Source organism: Shewanella mangrovisoli, from assembly GCF_019457635.1.
Lineage (GTDB): Bacteria > Pseudomonadota > Gammaproteobacteria > Enterobacterales > Shewanellaceae > Shewanella > Shewanella mangrovisoli.
In genome coordinates this window covers 190694-208928 of record NZ_CP080412.1, presented here as the reverse complement: position 1 = coordinate 208928, position 18235 = coordinate 190694, and the positions used below count along the sequence as shown (strand labels likewise).

Sequence of the window (18235 nt, the reverse complement as noted above, 5' to 3'; positions counted from 1 at the left end):
CGTTCCATGGACATTCTTATGCACTTTATGCCACTAACCCCTTGTAGTGGCATCTTTTTTGGTGCGACCATAAAACTTAAATTTGCGATAACCAGACTTTAACCCCGCGAATTTGTTAAGATAATTCACCTTCCCGCTTCGATAGTCACAAAGTCACGCAGCATTGCCTGTAAGGTCGAAAATATGGATCAGTTTTCGGAATACCAACAAGAAATTGAATCGCTTTCCCGCTCGGATAACCCAAGAGAAATAATGGAAGGACTAGGGGATATTTGTTTTGATGGCGAAAGCTTTTATCACAATGGTAATACAGCCCTAGCTAAACACATTTTCGAGCATATTTACGCCTTAGATGCGCACTCGGACTATTTCTCACACGCCAGAACAGTCGCCAAAACCTTCCTCATTAGCCTAGGAGAAATACCTCCTATTTCCCTAGAGGAGACTATTTTACAAATGCAGCATGAGAATACTGCGTTGAGCCAACAGCAGCTGAATCTATTGATTGCGAAGCGTATTTTTAGGGAGTTTAGTCATCATCAAGACACTATCCGCACCACGCTGGAGTATCTCAATAAAGCTGAAGCACTCGCGCCTTTGTGCAAAAGCGACCTTCGTTTTAAAGCCTTAGTGAATGCGGCAAGTCATACTGCCGCAAACCATACCACTGACCTACAAACCGATTGAGGTTAACCCAATTGAACTTTGGCGAAATGGCTGAAGACGATGACTCGACTGATTTTGGCCAGCTTTATCGCCATATAACAAAATCCACAAGGTTCACCAGAAGCGATTAATGTCATGCCCTCCAAGCTGACTTGTTTCAGCTGTTGCGTCGCCATTCGGATCGCTTGGATTTCAGCATGGGCGGTACAATCATGCAGCGCCAGCACCCGATTCACCCCTTCAGCCACAATCCGCCCAGACTCATCCACAATCACAGCAGAAAACGGCAGGCCAGCACCTTCGACTTCCTTTTGCGCCAACGCCAAAGTGTGGTTAACCGCAGGTAAAAAGTGATTACACATCAGTCGCTTCCTCTGCGTAGTGTTGTGCTAGTTGCAACCCCATGGCCGCGGACTTTGCCAGAGCCTGTTGTAACGACTGCTGATGTCGATTATCGGCAAACTCTTGATATTCAGAGGCGACTTCAAAAATCTGCTCAACACCCAAATACTTACTCAGGGTACGTAGATGCGGCACCAAATGCCCATGCCGTTCGTTTACGCCACCCGCCTCAAAGCCGAACTCACCACAGGACGTCAAAACCACTAAGGTTTTGCCTGACAGTAATGGGGCTAGAGGCGCATCCCCACGGTTTAAGTCAAAATCGAAGGTCTTGTTAATCCTCACAATCTGATCAAACCAAGCTTTAAGCTGAGCAGGCATACCGTAATTGTACATAGGTGCAGAAATCACAATCAGATCGGCCGCAGACACCTCCGCAATCAATTGATCCGATAATGCCAATTGCTGCCGCTGCGCCGCAGAGCGTTTAGCCTCCGGCGTGAACACCGCACCTATCCACTGTTGGTTGATAAAATCTGGTGGATTCATTCCGACATCACGGTAAGTATACTCAGCTGTAGCACAGTGAGTTTTAAAGCTAGCAATAAATCGTTCTGCCAATTGTTTAGAAATAGAGTTATGCGCTGGATTATCATTTAACACAGCTCTAACGCTTGAATCTATATGAAGAATATGTGTCATCTTAAGTCTCTCTTTAGCTGAAAATACCCAGTTATTGTGATTTTTCAGCGAGTGACAGACAAACGACTAAAACGCATTTACAGGTGAGCCAAACTCATCTATTTTCAGCTAATACTTATCGAAGGCGGATGACAATGCAGGTTTCATTACAAGCGTTAAAAGCATTTGAAGCAGCAGCCAGACTCGGCAGCTTTAAATTGGCAGCGCTAGAGTTATCACTATCACCGACCGCAATATCGCACCATATCAGCAATCTAGAACAGCGCTTGGATGTCGCGCTCTTTCAACGCCAGGCCAGACGCATTAGTTTAACGCCAGCTGGCGAGCGTTTATCAACCGTGACCACTCAAGGATTTCAGGCCATAAATCAAACCTTGGACGATATCGCGAGTACTGGACGCCATATTAAGGTCGCCACCACATCGTCACTTGCGGCGTTGGTCTTGATACCCGCACTACAACAGTTTTACGCGACTCACCCACAAACCCAAGTTGAAGTCGCGACAGGCGAAGATATGCAGCATGATGCCTTTACGCTACCGCTGCGCTTTGGGGATCTGCGCCATCAACATCCTGATGATGTATTAAAAACAGAGTTCTTTAATATGTTTGCCACACCAGCGGCTGCATCATTGCCAGCAGGTCTTAAGCCTCTGACCATATACACAACAAGATGGAAAAATAATAACTTACCACCACCGCCGCTAACGGACTGGTTGTCACAGCAAGGCTTGCAAGACTCTGGATTGGATATCAAATACTATGATCAGGAGTTGTTTGGTATTCAGCAGGCGCTCGCAGGGCAAGCTTGGGTATTTAGCTCTACCACGCTCACCCAACAATATGTACAGGCTGGGATATTGCAAGCCGTTAACCCTAACGCTGTAAAATCAGCGCTTTGCTATTACATCCCCAATAAAGCCCTACTAAGCAATCGGCATAACGCACACTTTATTGACTGGCTACAAGCAACCTTAAATACATAAGGAGCAGCGGCGTCGATACTGCCGATGCTCAGTTCCATGGAAGAACTTAGTTTCGGTAATGGTTCGAGGGGCTAATAGGCGGCATCATGGCTTCTGGCTATCGTATTCCCTAATTGCCTGCCGCAGGCTTTCGCACTGTTACGCCAGTGACTCGCCGTAAATACGTCCCTGTAGGCTCTGCTAAAACATCCATGTTTTAGAAGGTCACTGGCGCAACAATGCTTGATTGGGTGCAACCATTGATAACCGAGTTATGCCTGACCTGATTTTTCTCCTACTTACCAATATATTCGGAGACAAACTCCTCAAGAAATCTAGTTTTGACATACTCCTTATACTCTCTTGCATTAAGTAAGCGGTCGCTTGAGGGATTATTTCTTATGAAAAAGCATCTGTTGTCCCAAACTGGAAATGGGGAAGGCTTTACATCAACCATAAGCACAAACAAATCAGTGCCTACGTCTACAAGACTCCATTCAACCAAATTACAAATTCCTTTCCCTAATCTGCCTAAAACAGTATCTTTGAACTTAAGAACGAAATCATCATGGTTGTTATCAACATAAGATAAGTCCTTTTGCATTCCGAGAATTTTACCTGAATCATTAACACCAACGAGTAAAGTGCCACCTTGGGAGTTCAAGAAGGCCGCAATAGTCTTTGTGCATTCATATTTAAGATTTTTGTTCTTTGAATTCGATGTAACGTCATATTCGAATGAAGATTTGAACTCAAGCTGCTTCCCTTCCTTCTTTTTGGCAAGATGAAGTATTTTTATGGCATGTTCACTGAGTCGATCAGTGTTCAATTTAAGAATTTTCGCAAGATAATCTGAATCTGATTGACCGCCCCTAGCGGTTAGATATGAGGCGTATTTAACTATTTGATTAATTTCTTTAGAGCCTAATGGATACTTTCTGCATACTTCGCTCACTTTTTTATAAGCTTCTACACAAAGTTTATAATAGCTCGGTACGCATTCTTCATAGTGGCCACCACTGTTGATGTAATTAAGTAATGCGTCAACATTTGACTTGTTTTCATTAAACAAAACATCCAAACAAAGTCTAAATGTAGCATTAATCCAATTTTGCAGTGACTCTGGATAAAGCTTTTCATTCGGCAGATTTATTGAGCCTTGAATTGCTAAAAATGCCTTATAAACATTTGGGTAATGATGAACAAGCTCATGGATATCCGCCAACAAAAATTGTTTTTCGCGAACTCTAATAAGTAGTATCCATTCGCAATAAAAATACTGAATTTTTGGGTTTGAAAAAATTCGCTCATGCTCAGACAGAAAGCGTCTTGCTCCCTCAACAGAATATGATGACATCAATGACACCCTTTACAAAACTCAAGCAAAATACATCCTAATAATCAGATATATACCAGAATATAAAACGACATGCTAACCAAAATTCAGAATTACATTTTAACATCTGACACCTTGTAAATTGTGCCACTGTGTTGAGTATTGCGACAAATTTACCAAGCAATCCCATTGCTAAGTTTTGTTACGAAATGGTGGAATTGGGGCATTTACGGGCAGGATGCTCAGTGATTAACGGGATTAAGCACTGACATGGAAGTGACCGTTGGCGGCATGGATGCCGCCGTCGAGCCCTCAGGGATGAGTTCATGGCGAGTCACTGGAATGGCTGAGCTTAATCGTTCCCCGCTAACATTCCGAACTCAATCATTGCCAGCTTTTGATTGCGGCTTAACTTCTTAACCGCGATTTCTCGCTTGAGAGCATCGCTGCGGGTGCCGACTTGTTCTTGATACATCAGGGTTAATGGCCCTTTGCCGCGCAGGTACTTTGCTGCTTTTGGGCTGTTTGATTGATGTTCGTTAAAGCGGCGTGCGACATCTGTGGTGATGCCTGTGTATAAGTGGCCATTGGCGCAGCGGATAAGGTACAGATACCACATCGAGACTTGTTCTATCTCTGACGCCGCACCTTGCTCCGAAGTAACAGCTTGCTCAGCTCCTAGCGCTTCTGGCTTGCTAGAAAACTGAGCTTTGGTAACGGCTTGAGTTTGGCTAGCCCCTTTTTTGGGGCTAGCCGAGTGAGTTGAATTAGCGGCTTCAATCACTAAATCGGTCACCCGTTAGCGCCTACTTAGTCATGCCGAGCAGGCTTAGGAAGAAGGCATATTCCTGCGCTGTGTCTTGATACTGGCGGTAACGGCCACTCTTGCCACCGTGTCCTGCATCCATATTAACGTCGAATAACAACACCTTATCGTCCAGTTTGTACCATTTATTTTGCACTTCACGCAGTTTTGCTACCCATTTCGCAGGCTCGAAATACTGCACCTGCGAATCATGCAAACCTGTGGTCACCAATAGGTGTGGGTACTCATGGTCGGCAACATTGTCATAGGGCGAGTAGCTGAGCATATAGTCGAAATAGGTTTTCTCGTTTGGATTGCCCCATTCATCGTACTCATTGGTGGTGAGAGGAATAGACTCATCGAGCATGGTCGTGACCACATCCACAAAGGGCACGTGTGCCGCAATAGCAAAGTACTTGTCAGGCGCCATATTGGCAATCGCGCCCATTAATAGCCCGCCGGCACTACCACCCGAGGCCACCACTTTATTTTTATCGCCATAACCTTGCTCGGTTAAGGCGGCGGTGACATCGATAAAGTCATTAAAGGTATTCTTTTTATTCAGTAACTTGCCCGCATCGTACCAGGGGCGACCTAACATTTCGCTGCCGCGCACATGGGCGATGGCATATACAAAGCCGCGGTCGAGCAGACTGATAACCGACGACGAAAAGTCAGGCTCTACAGTGTAACCGTATGAACCATAACCATATTGGTACAGAGGGTTAGTGCCGTCTTTCGTGAACTTATCCTTACGATACACCAAAGACACTGGCACCTTAGCGCCATCGCGGGCGGTGACAAATAAGCGTTCGGCGCGGTACTGGCTGGCATCGAAGCCGCCGAGCACTTGTTCCTGCTTAAGCAAATCGCGTCTATCGGGATTGCTTAAGTGGTACTCATAAATCGCCTCGGGCGTGGTCAGGCTCGAGTAGAAAATCCGCAATTTGTCGCTATCTTGCTGGGCGTTAACATCTAAACCAAGCACATAAGCAGGTTCATCAAAACTTAGCTCAAAGGGCTTTTGACCATTGAATGGCATCACTTTAATGCGCGTCAGGCCATTCTCGCGGGTTTGAATAATCAGGTAATCCTTCAGCACCAGCTCGTCTTCGATGCGCGCATTGGGATTATGGGCAACCACTTCCTGCCATTTAGACTTATCGGCGGCATCCTTAATCGCCACTTTCATCAAACGGAAGTTAGTCGCCTGCCAGTTGGTCAGGATGTAATAGCTGTCGCCCAGCTTAGAGACGCTATATTCATGGCCTTCTTCTCGCGCGAGCACAGGTTTGAATAGGCTTAGTGGATCGTTAGCATCCAGCACCGACACTTCGCTAGTGGTGGTGCTCTCGTGGAACAGCACAATTTGCGACTCGTCTAAACTCTTGCCGAGGGAGATGTAGTAAGCATCATCTTGCTCCTCATACACCAACACATCGCGCGATTGTGGCGTGCCGAGTTCGTGGCGATATACACGGTAACCCAGCAGGGTTTGCAGATCCTTAGCGATATAAAACACATGGCGATTATCATTGCCCCAAACGATACGACCCTCTGTGTTTTCAAGCACATCGGTGATCATGGCGCCGGACTCAATATCTTTAAAATAGATGTGATACACGCGGCGGCTTAGCACATCTTCACCGAAGGCCAGCATGGTTTCATCTGGGCTGACGCTGACGCCACCTAAACCATAAAACTCATGGCCCTTGGCGCGCTCATTCACGTCCAGCATCATTTGCTCAATCCCGTCACTGCCTTTGCGAGCGATCAGCGGATATTCGCCGCCCTCTTGGTAGCGGCGGTAATAGCTGTGCTGGTGCCATTGGTAAGGCACGCTCGACTCATCGGCAACGAGGCGCCCAGTCAGTTCGTTAAACAGCCCATCCTGCAATGACTTAAGCGGCTTAAAGTAAGCTTGGGTATAACGGTTTTCGGCATTCAGATGCGCCAACACCTTAGGATCTTGGCGTTTATCGTCGCGCATCCAGTAGTAATCGTCGGTACGAGTGACCCCGTGCAAGGTCATCACATGGGGGATTTTTTCCGCAACGGGCGCAGAGACTTGCCCTTTTGGAGTGGAGCAACCGGGTAATAGCATAGCGAGACCTAAAGTAAGCAGCAGAGTGCGCATGTATACGTCCTTGTGACGTTCAAACACCATCGTGGGGCACGACGGCAAGCCAATAAGTTGATGTGCCAGATATGATATACCCAAGCTAGCGCTTGTTGCGAGTTTCCTAAAGATTGCGCTTGCTTTAGGTTCTCAAGGCATTGTGCGCTTGCGCAAACATTGCCCAATTTGTGGCGCGATTTTATTGCCATTCCAACTAAATAGGCGCAACATAACCGCGTTTTTAGGCCAAGGCCTAGCAACAATTCTCAGGGCGGGGTGAAACTCCCCACCGGCGGTAAATAGTGTCGTGAGCGTTTTCACTTCCACTAAAGCCCGCGAGCGCCCGAACGCAATTTCGGGGTCAGCAGATCTGGTGACTTAGCTTGTCTCGTTATGGTTAACGCCTATCGAGCGCTACTATTCCAGAGCCGACGGTAATGGACTGTTTGCAAACATAGCAACGGTACTGAGTCCGGATGGAAGAGAATGTAAGACAACATCAGGATGCAGGCGCTTCGTTTCAGCCAATGAGCGAAACCTACCGCCATCTGAATGTTAGCCTCATATTTTGCAATGTGCCGACGTAAGCCATTGAGCTTAAATGGGTCTATTGCTACAGCTCAATCCCTTTGGGGTAACGGCTGTATTTCTGCACGCCCTGATTCTGGAAATTCCCATGTCGTATTTTTGAAGGATATTAACCATGAATCAGTCTTTACTTGCTCCTTTTGGTACTGCTATCGAACGCGTTGAAGCGGGTCTTGAAGCCCTGCGCCAAGGCCAAGGTGTGTTGGTCGTCGACGACGAAGATAGAGAAAACGAAGGCGACTTAATTTTTGCCGCCGAGTCACTCACCAATGCGCAAATGGCCATGCTTATTCGCGAATGCAGCGGTATCGTGTGTTTGTGTATACCAGATGAAAAGGTCAAAGCCCTTGAGCTGCCACCTATGGTCGAAAACAACTCGAGCCAATATGGCACTGCCTTTACCGTGAGTATCGAAGCTAAAGTGGGTGTCACCACTGGGGTTTCGGCTGCGGACCGTGTCACCACCATTAAAGCTGCTATCGCCGACAATGCTAAGCCGAGCGATTTAGCGCGCCCAGGCCATGTGTATCCACTGCGCGCCCAACCCGGCGGCGTATTAACTCGCCGTGGCCATACCGAAGGCACTATCGATTTAATGCAACTGGCCGGCCTCAAGCCTGCGGGCGTGTTATGTGAAGTCACCAATCCCGATGGCACTATGGCACGTCTGCCAGAAATTATCGCCTTTGGTGCCGAGCACAACATGCCTGTGCTGACGATTGAAGATATCGTGGTTTACCGTAAGTCGTTATTAGCCAACGTTGGCTAATTAATCGCCAAAGCGGGATGCCATTTAAAGGACGTCGGCTCTGCCCACGTCCTTTTTTATTGACCAAACATCATGCTAAAAAGCGGGAGAATTTGTATCAAATTAAGCTCAATATCACAGACAAACAAAAGATTCGTTTGCTAGGAGAGCAAATACACTAATAAAAATAGTATGTTAGTTATATATAATAAATCTCTGAATTTCGTGAGCTAGATTAGATATCCATAAACTAGGGGTCGCGACCCTCTTGCTTCTATGTTAAATATCCACACCCAGTGCCCGGTCTTTTTTCACTTTTAACACATCAAGGTTTTGCCTTGATTTTTTATGTCTCCAACCGGGCAAAAGTAGGAGTAAGTTTACATGCCATCCACGCTACAGCATCTCAGCCTGAAGCAGAAGTTGATTCTGTTTTCACTGCTACCTTTGCTGATGATGAGTATTTTTGTGTTGTCGCGGATGTATGTGCTGGTGAAGGAATATCGCTCCGCCAATCAAAATCATTTGGCAATCCAAGCGACCGCCCAAACCACCGAACTACTCTACCAACTGCATAACGAATACGGCCTCAGTGTCCAGCTTTCTGCCCCCGGTTCCCCCCAAGAAGAAACACGCCTGCTACAGCAACAACAGATAACCTCAGACGCCTTAAATACCCTGCTCAATGGCTCAGCCTTAAGCACTTTAATGTCTACCTTGGGTCGCAATCAACTCGCCACCGCGCAGTTGCAGGAGCAGCTCAATACCCTAACACTGTTAAGTCATAGGCTAGCATCGGGTCGCCAAGAGGCGCTCGACCAACATCCTAAGGCTTTTATCGATTTGTATAACCAGTTCAACACGGAATTGGTCAAACTTATCCAGCAATTACAGTTACAAACCAACGATATTGCGCAATCTCGCGCCTACACGGATTTGCTTAATTTATTGATGGTGCAACAACTGGCGGTAAAAGAGCGCAGTGCGATTAATCGAATGCTGCTGTCGCAAACGCTGAACATTAACGACTACCGCGCGATCAGCACTATCATGTATGAATATGGCCAAGCCATAGAACATGCCAGCAACGCCTCGATTTCTGACCGTCAGTCCTTAATCCGCAAGGTACAGACCTCCCCCGAGAATCTGCGCATCCTCAAGATTAGCCAACAAATAGAGCAACAAATCCGCGTCAGTACCTTAGTGCAAAATATTAATGCTCATTTAGGCTACGGTGGCTTGATTGACAGTTTTCAGGATTACCTCATCAAGGGCGATGCTGCCTCGCTAGAGAAATTTACTAAGGCGCAGGCAATTATCCAGCTGAATCTCGATGAACTTAATCATGAAATCCGCAATATTCCAGAGCTCAAAGCGGCGGTCAGGACGATTGAAGACAGTGTCGATCAATATCAATTCTGCATGTCTAAACTGCAACAGTTGAAGCAACAGCAACTGTCACTCGAAGAAATCACCGCCCTCGCCCAAGTCAATGATAGCGGCCTGAGCGAGGCCATAGACAAGCTGTTAATGCCACCGCATCCGGTCAGCAGTAAGCACTGGTGGTCACTCACCAGCGATAGGATCAATAAGCTGCACGCCATCAGCGATGAAATCACCGAAAACATGGCGCACCAGAGTGAAGTACAACAAACTAAGTCACTCAGTTTGCTCGGGTTATATTTATTCTCCGCATTTTTTACCGCTGCAATAACCCTCTGGCTGGGGCGAAAAATCATTCGCAGCTTTATGGTGAAAATCACTAAGATTGCCAATGATATGCAGCGAATGGCCGCCGATCCGCAGCTCAATATCAATATCGATGCTTCCGGCTCCGACGAGCTGGCGCGCATGGCGCAGGCGATGAATCGAATGATCAGCGAACGCCAAAAGGCCAACCACGCCCTAAGCCGCGCCGCCGCCGTGTTTAACTATTCCGCCGAAGGCATTATGGTCACGGATGCCGATAACCATATCGAGCTGATTAACCCCGCCTTTAGCCAGATCACCGGCTATAGCCTCGAAGAAGTTAAAGGCCGCAGCCCCTCGATTTTAAGCTCGAATCGCCACCCGCATCATTACTACACCGCCATGTGGGAGGCGCTGCATAAAGAAGGCAAATGGGAAGGTGAAATCTGGAATAAACGCAAAGATGGCCAAGTGTATCCCGAGTATCTTGCGATTACCGTGGTGCGCAATGAGCAGGGCGAAATAATCCAACATATTGGTTTATTTATGGATATCAGTAAGCGTAAACAATATGAGCAGGATCTCTGGTATCAAGCCAACTTCGACACGCTAACTGGGCTGCCCAACCGCAAACTGTTTAACGAGCGGCTACAGCATGAAATCCAACTCGCCCAACACGACTCCCGCAAGCTAGCGATTCTGCTAATCGACTTAGACCAATTCAAATATATCAATGATGTGCAGGGCCATGCGACGGGCGACCTCTTACTGCAGGATGTGGCCAAACGGTTAGAAAATATTATGGGTAAAAACGATTTTATCGCCCGTATCGGCGGTGATGAATTTGTGCTTATTTTACCAAGATTAACCAATGAGTTAGCCATCGAGCATATGGCGAGCCGGATTATCGAAACCCTAGCGACACCCTTTAATTTAAATGAACGGGAAATCCAGATTTCCGCCAGTTTCGGTATTGGTGTCTACCCAGAAGACGGGCTCGATGTCAGTTCGCTGACCCGCAATACCGAAATGGCCATGTATCAAGCCAAGGATGCTGGTCGAAATAACTTTAAATACTTTACCTCTGGCATGAACCAGGCCATGTTTGCCCGTATGGAGCTGGAACAACGCCTGCGCCGCGCCGTGGCTCAGGATGAATTTACCCTCCACTATCAACCAATTGTGGATATGAAAACGGGTAAAGTGTGCAGCCTTGAGGCACTGATCCGCTGGCAAGACCCAGACTTAGGCCTGATCCCACCCGATCACTTTATTCGTATCGCCGAAGAGACTGGGCTTATCGAACCTATGGGCGAATGGGTACTTAACCAAGCCATGCACGATTTAAGGCAATGGCAACATATGGGATTCAAACTCAATGTCGCGATTAATGTCTCGAGCCGCCAATGCATCAACACCCGCGGCATAGGTTTCGACCAAGTGTTGCAGGAGTGTTTTAATCGTCACCATATCAACCCGAGAAACGTGCATATCGAGATCACCGAGAGCATGCTGATGGGCGATGCCAGCCACTGCCTAAGCACCCTAGAATCGATTCGCCACTTAGGCTCGCAGATTTATATCGATGACTTTGGCACAGGCTATTCATCCTTGAGTTATCTGAAGAAATTCCCGATTTCCGTTATCAAAATTGACCGCAGTTTTGTCGAAAACGCCCTCGATAACAGCTCGAACGCCAATCTGGTCAAGGCCATTGTGATGATGGGGCAAAGCCTTGAAATGGAACTGGTGGCCGAAGGAATCGAAACCGAGGCACAATGGAAGTTTCTGCGCGACCTAGGCTGCCACTATGCCCAAGGCTATTTACTCTCTAAACCGCTGCCATTCGATGAGATTACGCCATTACTCAGCCAGACATTGCCGAAAATGTTGCACTTAGAGCAGCGTGAGAAGTGCGTAAACAGTTGATAGATTTACCCTGTCGCCACGAATCATAGACATTAAAAAAGCAGCCTAAGCTGCTTTTTTATTATCGCGTTGAATATCGAAATGGCGCTTAGGCCTGTGGTTGGCTTTGGGGGTTCATAATGCTCTCGCCGCCCTTTGATGCCAACTTAGCTAAATCTTTATCGATAAAGAACAGTGCTTTACCATCTTCGCCCACTAAACGGATCTTATCGACAATCGACTTAAACAGCTTTTCTTCTTCGTGCTGTTCGGCCACATACCATTGCAGGAAGTTGAAGGTCGAATAATCTTGGTTTGAAAAGGCTGCATGGGCCAAGGCGTTGATCTTACTGGTGATCAGCTGCTCATGCTCATAGGTCAGCTCGAATAACGCCAGCAGAGAGTCAAACTGTGACTGCGGCGCTTCAATGGCACCCAGTAGAGGTAAGCCGCCAGTTTCGCTCACATAGGTGAACAAACGGCGCATATGGCCCATCTCTTCGTCCGCATGTTCGCGCATAAATTTTGCTGCGCCTTCAAAGCCTTGATCTTCACACCATGCGCTCATTTGCAGGTATAAATTAGAGGAGAAGAACTCCATATTAATTTGTTCATTCAACTTTTCGATCATGGTTGCAGACAGCATAGTTAATCCTCTTGGGCATTCGAACTGAAATCTTGGCACACATTGTCATGAAGGGCGTCGCCAAAAGCAACAAAATTTACCTTTGTTTATAGAGCTAAGTTAATGATTCATTGATAAAAATGATTTTCATTTGTTCATAGACTCGTATTTAGCAGCATATCCAAGTCATCGTAAAATGACGTCTTGCTAGCGTTTTCTTTAGGCAAGACTTAAGCAAAACTGTCTGACAAATCACATAAACCCCTATGCAGATCATAGCCAAGCAAGCACAGCGTGGCATAATAGCCAGCATATTTGCCCAACCTTTTGCCCATAAGGAAGACCCGATGTCCGTGAAAGCCGATCCTTGTTCGCAACCTAGCTTAATGCATCCAGATCAAGCCATTCCCCTTCTGCTTGAGCAGGTTAGCCCAGTGTCAGACACAGAAGTCGTTACCCTTCCCCATGCGCTTGGCCGCGTATTGGCCGAGGATTTGGCCTCTTGCATCGATTTGCCGCCCTTCGATAACTCCTCGATGGACGGCTACGCCTTTCGCTTTGCCGACTTAAACAGTCAGACCAATCAAACCACACTAACCCTGATTGGTAGCTCCTTTGCTGGCCATGGTTTTGAAGGTGAAATAACCCCTCACTCCTGTGTGCGCATTATGACGGGCGCACCTGTGCCAGCGGGTTATGATACAGTGCAAATGCAGGAAGAGACCCACGCGCAAGGCAATCAAATCCAAATTAATCACCCTAAGGCTAAGGGCGCCAATGTGCGTTGCCGCGGTGAAGAGCTGCTGCAAGGCACTAAAGTCTTGAAGGCGGGCATAGAAATTAAAGCCGCAGAACTGGGCGTATTAGCCACCATTGGCGTGAGTCAGGTGCGGGTTTACCGCCAACTCAAAGTCGCGTTTTTTTCCACTGGTGATGAACTGCGCCCCGTGGGCAGCGACTTAGCGCCGGGACAAATTTACGATTCAAATCGTTATTCCATCCAAGGCTTACTCAGTCGCGCCAATGTGGAATGGCTGGATTTAGGCGTGATAGCCGACGACCCAGAGGCCATTCGCCACGCATTTCGACATGCCGCGAGCCAAGCGGATATGGTGTTAACCTCGGGCGGCGTCTCGGTCGGCGAAGCAGATTTTACTAAGCAAATTCTTGATGAAGAAGGCAAAATCACCTTCTGGAAACTCGCCATTAAACCGGGCAAACCCTTTGCGATGGGACGCATAGGCAAGGCGGTATTCTGCGGCTTACCGGGCAATCCCGTCTCTTCCATGGTGACCTTCTACAAGTTGGTGTGGCCCATTCTGAATAAGATGCAGGGCTTAACCCCTAAAGCACCACTGATGCTGTCAGCCACCCTAACGACACCCGTGCGTAAACAGCCCGGCCGTGTCGAGTATCAGCGCGGCATTTTATCCCGCAATGCACAGGGCGAATTGGAAGTGGCCATCACGGGCAGCCAAGGTTCGGGCATGTTGACCTCTATGAGTCTGGCAAATTGTTTTGTACTGCTGGAACAATTCCAAGGTGACACCCCTGTGGGCACGCAAGTAACGGTTGAACCTTTTAATTCAGTGCTATGCTAAGGTACGCCTCGATGAATGAACAACTAGAGATCCTCAGCGACGGCGAACTCACCCGCTACAGTCGCCAAATCTCCATCAAGGCGATGGATATCGACGGCCAGGAGCGCTTAAAACTCGCCAGAGTCTTGATGATTGGCGCCGGCGGTTTAGGCTGCGCGGCGGGGCAGTATCTCACAGTTGCGGGCATTGGCGAGCTGACTCTAGTGGATTTCGATACGGTCGAACTCTCTAATTTGCAGCGCCAAGTGCTGCACCAGGATGCGACTATCGGCCAACCTAAGGTCGAGTCGGCCAAGCAGAGCCTTAACCGACTCAATCCTCACGTTAAAATCAATACCATCAATGCGGTATTAGATGACCATGAGATCGATGCCTTAGTCGCCAGCCACAGTATCGTGGTCGATTGCACCGATAATGTCAGTGTGCGTGAGCAGTTAAATCAAAGCTGTTTTAAGCACAAAATCCCGCTGGTCTCGGCCGCCGCGATTCGTATGGAAGGCATGGTTACTGTCTTCGACTATCAAGCGCAAACGCCTTGTTATCATTGCTTTAGTTCACTTTTTGGCGAGCAGCAACTCAGCTGTGTGGAGTCCGGCATTCTCGCCCCCGTGGTCGGCATGGTCGGCTGCTTACAGGCGGTTGAAGCCATTAAAGTGATTGCGGGTATGGGCAAGACACTCGCAGGACGAATATTGATGATCGATGCCATGACCATGGAATTTCGCGAAATGAAACTCCCTAAACAACCCCGCTGCAAGATTTGTGGTGAGTGACAGATTAACCTTTACCACTTAGCACGCTTTCTACAATTAAGGATATAAAAATCAATGGATTCTGAAAACAGCGTATTCGACCGCCGCACTACCGATGACACTCTCATTGGCGCGGGTCTTTATAATTTAGTGATTGGCTTAACCCTACTCTGGGGTTTTGCCGTGAACTATTTGATGGTCAGCCATATCGACCCCGAAGCGATTGCCAGCGTTAGCCCTTGGGTTTTCTTTATCGGTTACTTCGCCTCCTGCTTCTTTGGGATTTACTTATTTCAAAGTTCGAGTAACCCCCTCGTCAGCTTTATTGGCTACAACTTTGTGGTCGTGCCATTCGGCTTAATCATTAATATGGTCGTTAGCCAGTACGACCCTGAGTTGGTGACCGAGGCGATTCGAATCACGGGTTTAGTCACTATCGCCATGATGTGTTTAGGAACTATGTTTCCGGCCTTCTTCCAGAAAATCGCTGGGGTGCTGACTATCGCATTGTTATTAGTGATAGTCGTTGAACTGATTGAAATATTTATCTTTAAAACCCACCACGGCATTTTGGATTGGATAGTTGTGCTCATTTTCTGCGGCTATATTGGCTACGATTGGGGCCGCGCGAATCAAATCCCAAAAACCGTCGATAATGCTGTCGACAGTGCCGCCGCTTTGTATATGGATATCATCAACCTATTTCTGCGTATCCTGCGGATTTTAGGACGTAAATAAGTCACTCAACGACAAGGAAAACAGCATGAAGTTAACATCACCACTGTTAATCGGCCTGATTATGTGCGGCAGCTTAGTCGGCTGCGGCGAGAAGACTGAACCTACAACTCAGGTGCCCGCCGCAGTAACAACCGAAGCCAAAACAGGTGCTAAGGTGCAAATCGCCAACCCAGCCGCCGAATATTGCGTCTCACTGGGTGGCACCTCAGAAATCCAAAAGACTGCTGAAGGTGAACATGGCATTTGTACTTTGCCAAGCGGTGAAAAAATTGATGAGTGGGCGCTATTTCGCCGCGACCATCCACAGGAAAACGCCCAGTAATTGAGGATAAGTAAAAAACAGGCGCTCTCGGCGCCTGTTTTTTATTCCCCGCTGATGACCTGATTACGCCACTGCAAACGTTTAGCCTGCGAATGGAAACTCCATGCGAGCACCCGAGTGTTCTTATTGCCCTGCTGCATCTCAATGGTTTTTACGGTATCCACACCCAACTTTTCCAAAGCCTGATAACAAGGCTTTAGGTTCTCCTGCTTCGACACTAAGCTGGTAAACCACAAACACTGCTCGGCAAACGCGTGGCTCTCGCGGATCATAGTGGTTAAAAATTGCTTTTCTCCCCCTTGGCACCATAACTCCGCCGCCTGACCACCAAAGTTTAAGATCGCGCTGGTCGCTTTAGGCTGCTCACCACGATTGAGTTGCAGATTACGCACCTTGCGCAGCGAGCCTTCACTCGCTTCCTTTAACGAGCCATGAAAGGGAGGATTGCACAGAGTTAATTCGAAGCGATCTGAGGCTTGAATAATTCCCTTAAAGACCGCCTTGTCATCCTGCTGCCGCCTTAAGGATAAGTGCCCCTGCAAACTCGGGTTATTGTCGATAATCCGCTGCACATTGGTGAGCGACTGAGGATTAATATCCGAGGCGACAAACTGCCAGTCATACACTTGATGACCCAGGATGGCATAAACGCCATTCGCCCCAGTGCCTATATCTAAGGCATGAATCGCCGCAGCGCGCTTAACTTTGCCGCCCTCAAATAACAGATCGGCCAAGTAATGTAGATAGTCGACCCGCCCAGGAATTGGCGGGCACAGCGCGCCCTTGGGAATATCCCAAAACGCCAGCCCATAATGATGATTCAAGAGCGCCGCATTCAGGGTTTTTACCGCTAAGGGATCGGCAAAGTCGATAGATAAGGCGCCATAGGGCGTGGGCCGGACAAAGGCTTTTAGCTTAGGGAAACTCGCCACCAAGGCCGGAAAGTCATAACCATTAAGGTGCAAGTTACGCGGATGTAAGCGCTTCTGCTCGCCGTGCTTCGCCTTGAGCTTAGTCGCCGTTTTAGATTTGGTGGTTTGAGGTTTAGCTAGCGATTTTGGCGTGCTTGGCTTGCCCCGTTTACCTGCGGATGACATCGCGGGTTTAGCGGCAGTTTTAATGGCGGGTTTAGGCATAATGACTTATCAACAAGGGCGGGCTAATCCAAGGATCAGCCCTCAAACATATTGGCGGAATTAATCGTAAAGATAGGAGGTAAACAGTAGGTTGACCACTAAGGGCTTACCCGCTTCTTTGGTCAGCAGATTATTCACCATATCAAAGCATTCACGGCGGATTTCTTCACGGCCAGTGAGGGACTTAATCTTTTCTTCGGCCTGATTACCCAGCACCTCAATAATCGCCGCCCGCAGCAGAGGATCATGGCGCTCAACGATGACGAGATCATCAGGACTTTTTACCATCAGCTCGACACTGATCTTCACAAACCCCAGTTTTTTGCGGTTTGAAATATAGTTAGTCACAATTTCGGGTTCAAAACCGTAGTAGGCGTAATCTCCCGTGGGAGCCGCTTCTTTCTCGTCGGCCGCATATGCACTCAATACAACACTGAATAAGATCAGGCAGGCTGATAATAATTTTTTCATATTGGTTTACAGCTCCCTAAAAACAATAATGGTCAATGGAAGAAACTTCCCAATCTATCTGGTAGACTGCCGACGTTTGCTTATATTGTAACGAGTATTTAATGAATGTGACCAGCTTAAGCTTCCCCTATGGCGAATCTATTCAATGGTTTTGTGCCGATAACGCCAAAAATCTTCCCTCTTCTCCCCTTAAAGAATGGTTACTGGCACCGGGAAGCCTGACACAAAAGCTCAAGGGCTGTTGTGATAAGTTCGAAGTCAAAATCCTCGGTGAAGGCCAATGTGCCCCGCTCGAAGGGGAATATCCCAAGCAAAATGCCGTTTGGGTGCGTGAAGTGTTACTCTGCCTCGATTCAGTGCCTTGGGTCTTTGCTAGAACCTTGATCCCGCAATCTTTATTATCGACCCGCCAAGCCGATTTTTTAGGCCTAGGTACACGTCCACTGGGCGAATTATTGTTTAGCCAAGACAGTTTTGTGCCCGGTCGCATCGAAATAGCCCGCTTTACCACCGACAGTCGCCTCGCGCAGCTCGCTCAGAGTTTAGCGCAAAACGTCGAACACGAGCTCTGGGGCAGACGCCGATATTTCCACCATGACGAGGAGGAAATGTTTGTCAGCGAAATGTTCCTCCCGGCCGCAGTGCAAGCGATGGCTAGGCTATAGTCCGAACCTCTACGCTAAAACAAAAATGCCTCTATATCAGAGGCATTTTTCGTAAAC

17 protein-coding genes and 1 riboswitch are annotated in these 18235 nt (G+C 47.8%); of the genes, 9 read left to right on the top strand and 8 right to left on the bottom strand.

From position 1 onward, the window contains the following. Nucleotides 1–183 precede the first annotated feature (183 nt). Nucleotides 184–687 carry a hypothetical protein gene (locus K0H60_RS00940; protein ID WP_220056996.1) on the top strand — a complete coding sequence of 168 codons (504 nt, stop codon included), beginning with the start codon at nucleotides 184–186 and terminating at the stop codon, nucleotides 685–687. A 2-nt stretch (nucleotides 688–689) separates the two neighbouring features. Here K0H60_RS00940 and K0H60_RS00935 read toward each other — a convergent pair whose 3' ends face one another. Then, nucleotides 690–1028 (bottom strand): nucleoside deaminase, encoded by a 339-nt coding sequence (locus K0H60_RS00935; RefSeq protein ID WP_258405779.1) that lies wholly within the window; start codon nucleotides 1026–1028, stop codon nucleotides 690–692. Further along, the gene (locus tag K0H60_RS00930; protein WP_220056995.1) at nucleotides 1021–1710 is read right to left on the bottom strand and encodes an FMN-dependent NADH-azoreductase; all 690 of its coding nucleotides are present in this window, start codon (nucleotides 1708–1710) and stop codon (nucleotides 1021–1023) included. The genes K0H60_RS00935 and K0H60_RS00930 overlap by 8 nt, the downstream gene beginning before the upstream one ends. 134 nt (nucleotides 1711–1844) lie before the next feature. Between K0H60_RS00930 and K0H60_RS00925 the strand changes: the two genes are divergently transcribed. After that, nucleotides 1845–2696 (top strand): LysR family transcriptional regulator, encoded by an 852-nt coding sequence (locus K0H60_RS00925; RefSeq protein ID WP_258405778.1) that lies wholly within the window; start codon nucleotides 1845–1847, stop codon nucleotides 2694–2696. A 274-nt stretch (nucleotides 2697–2970) separates the two neighbouring features. Here K0H60_RS00925 and K0H60_RS00920 read toward each other — a convergent pair whose 3' ends face one another. The 3 genes from K0H60_RS00920 to K0H60_RS00910 form a co-directional block, all read right to left on the bottom strand. Then, nucleotides 2971–4032, bottom strand: a complete 1062-nt coding sequence (locus tag K0H60_RS00920; RefSeq protein ID WP_220056993.1) for an AlbA family DNA-binding domain-containing protein — start codon at nucleotides 4030–4032, stop codon at nucleotides 2971–2973. A 331-nt stretch (nucleotides 4033–4363) separates the two neighbouring features. Beyond that, complete coding sequence (locus K0H60_RS00915) at nucleotides 4364–4807, bottom strand: GIY-YIG nuclease family protein (protein WP_220056992.1); 444 nt, start codon at nucleotides 4805–4807, stop codon at nucleotides 4364–4366. A 10-nt stretch (nucleotides 4808–4817) separates the two neighbouring features. Then, nucleotides 4818–6953: a S9 family peptidase gene (locus K0H60_RS00910; RefSeq protein ID WP_220056991.1), complete on the bottom strand. Its 2136-nt coding sequence runs from the start codon at nucleotides 6951–6953 to the stop codon at nucleotides 4818–4820. A gap of 240 nt (nucleotides 6954–7193) precedes the next feature. Beyond that, nucleotides 7194–7427: riboswitch (FMN riboswitch) on the top strand. Between the two features lie 211 nt (nucleotides 7428–7638). On the opposite strand from K0H60_RS00910, the gene ribB reads away from it, so the two are divergent. Continuing rightward, entirely contained in the window at nucleotides 7639–8292 is a 654-nt protein-coding gene (ribB, locus tag K0H60_RS00905; protein ID WP_220056990.1) for a 3,4-dihydroxy-2-butanone-4-phosphate synthase, read from the top strand. A 363-nt stretch (nucleotides 8293–8655) separates the two neighbouring features. After that, the gene (locus K0H60_RS00900) at nucleotides 8656–11889 is read left to right on the top strand and encodes an EAL domain-containing protein (protein ID WP_220056989.1); all 3234 of its coding nucleotides are present in this window, start codon (nucleotides 8656–8658) and stop codon (nucleotides 11887–11889) included. An 88-nt stretch (nucleotides 11890–11977) separates the two neighbouring features. Here the strand turns inward: K0H60_RS00900 and ftnA are convergent, their stop codons facing one another. Beyond that, complete coding sequence (ftnA, locus tag K0H60_RS00895; protein ID WP_011620966.1) at nucleotides 11978–12514, bottom strand: non-heme ferritin; 537 nt, start codon at nucleotides 12512–12514, stop codon at nucleotides 11978–11980. Between the two features lie 326 nt (nucleotides 12515–12840). On the opposite strand from ftnA, the gene moeA reads away from it, so the two are divergent. The 4 genes from moeA to K0H60_RS00875 are packed head-to-tail and all read left to right on the top strand — an operon-like array spanning nucleotide 12841 to nucleotide 15906. After that, nucleotides 12841–14094 (top strand): molybdopterin molybdotransferase MoeA, encoded by a 1254-nt coding sequence (moeA, locus tag K0H60_RS00890; protein WP_220056988.1) that lies wholly within the window; start codon nucleotides 12841–12843, stop codon nucleotides 14092–14094. Nucleotides 14095–14105: 11 nt separating this feature from the next. Then, complete coding sequence (moeB, locus tag K0H60_RS00885; RefSeq protein ID WP_220056987.1) at nucleotides 14106–14867, top strand: molybdopterin-synthase adenylyltransferase MoeB; 762 nt, start codon at nucleotides 14106–14108, stop codon at nucleotides 14865–14867. A gap of 54 nt (nucleotides 14868–14921) precedes the next feature. Continuing rightward, nucleotides 14922–15584, top strand: a complete 663-nt coding sequence (locus tag K0H60_RS00880; RefSeq protein WP_220056986.1) for a Bax inhibitor-1 family protein — start codon at nucleotides 14922–14924, stop codon at nucleotides 15582–15584. A gap of 25 nt (nucleotides 15585–15609) precedes the next feature. Continuing rightward, complete coding sequence (locus K0H60_RS00875) at nucleotides 15610–15906, top strand: putative hemolysin (RefSeq protein ID WP_220056985.1); 297 nt, start codon at nucleotides 15610–15612, stop codon at nucleotides 15904–15906. Between the two features lie 41 nt (nucleotides 15907–15947). Here K0H60_RS00875 and rlmF read toward each other — a convergent pair whose 3' ends face one another. Continuing rightward, nucleotides 15948–17042, bottom strand: coding sequence for a 23S rRNA (adenine(1618)-N(6))-methyltransferase RlmF (gene rlmF / locus K0H60_RS00870; RefSeq protein ID WP_220056984.1), 1095 nt, complete (start codon nucleotides 17040–17042; stop codon nucleotides 15948–15950). Nucleotides 17043–17102: 60 nt separating this feature from the next. Beyond that, nucleotides 17103–17513, bottom strand: coding sequence for a flagellar basal body-associated protein FliL (locus tag K0H60_RS00865; RefSeq protein WP_023266265.1), 411 nt, complete (start codon nucleotides 17511–17513; stop codon nucleotides 17103–17105). A gap of 101 nt (nucleotides 17514–17614) precedes the next feature. On the opposite strand from K0H60_RS00865, the gene K0H60_RS00860 reads away from it, so the two are divergent. Beyond that, entirely contained in the window at nucleotides 17615–18178 is a 564-nt protein-coding gene (locus tag K0H60_RS00860) for a chorismate--pyruvate lyase family protein (protein WP_011715398.1), read from the top strand. Nucleotides 18179–18235 lie beyond the last annotated feature (57 nt).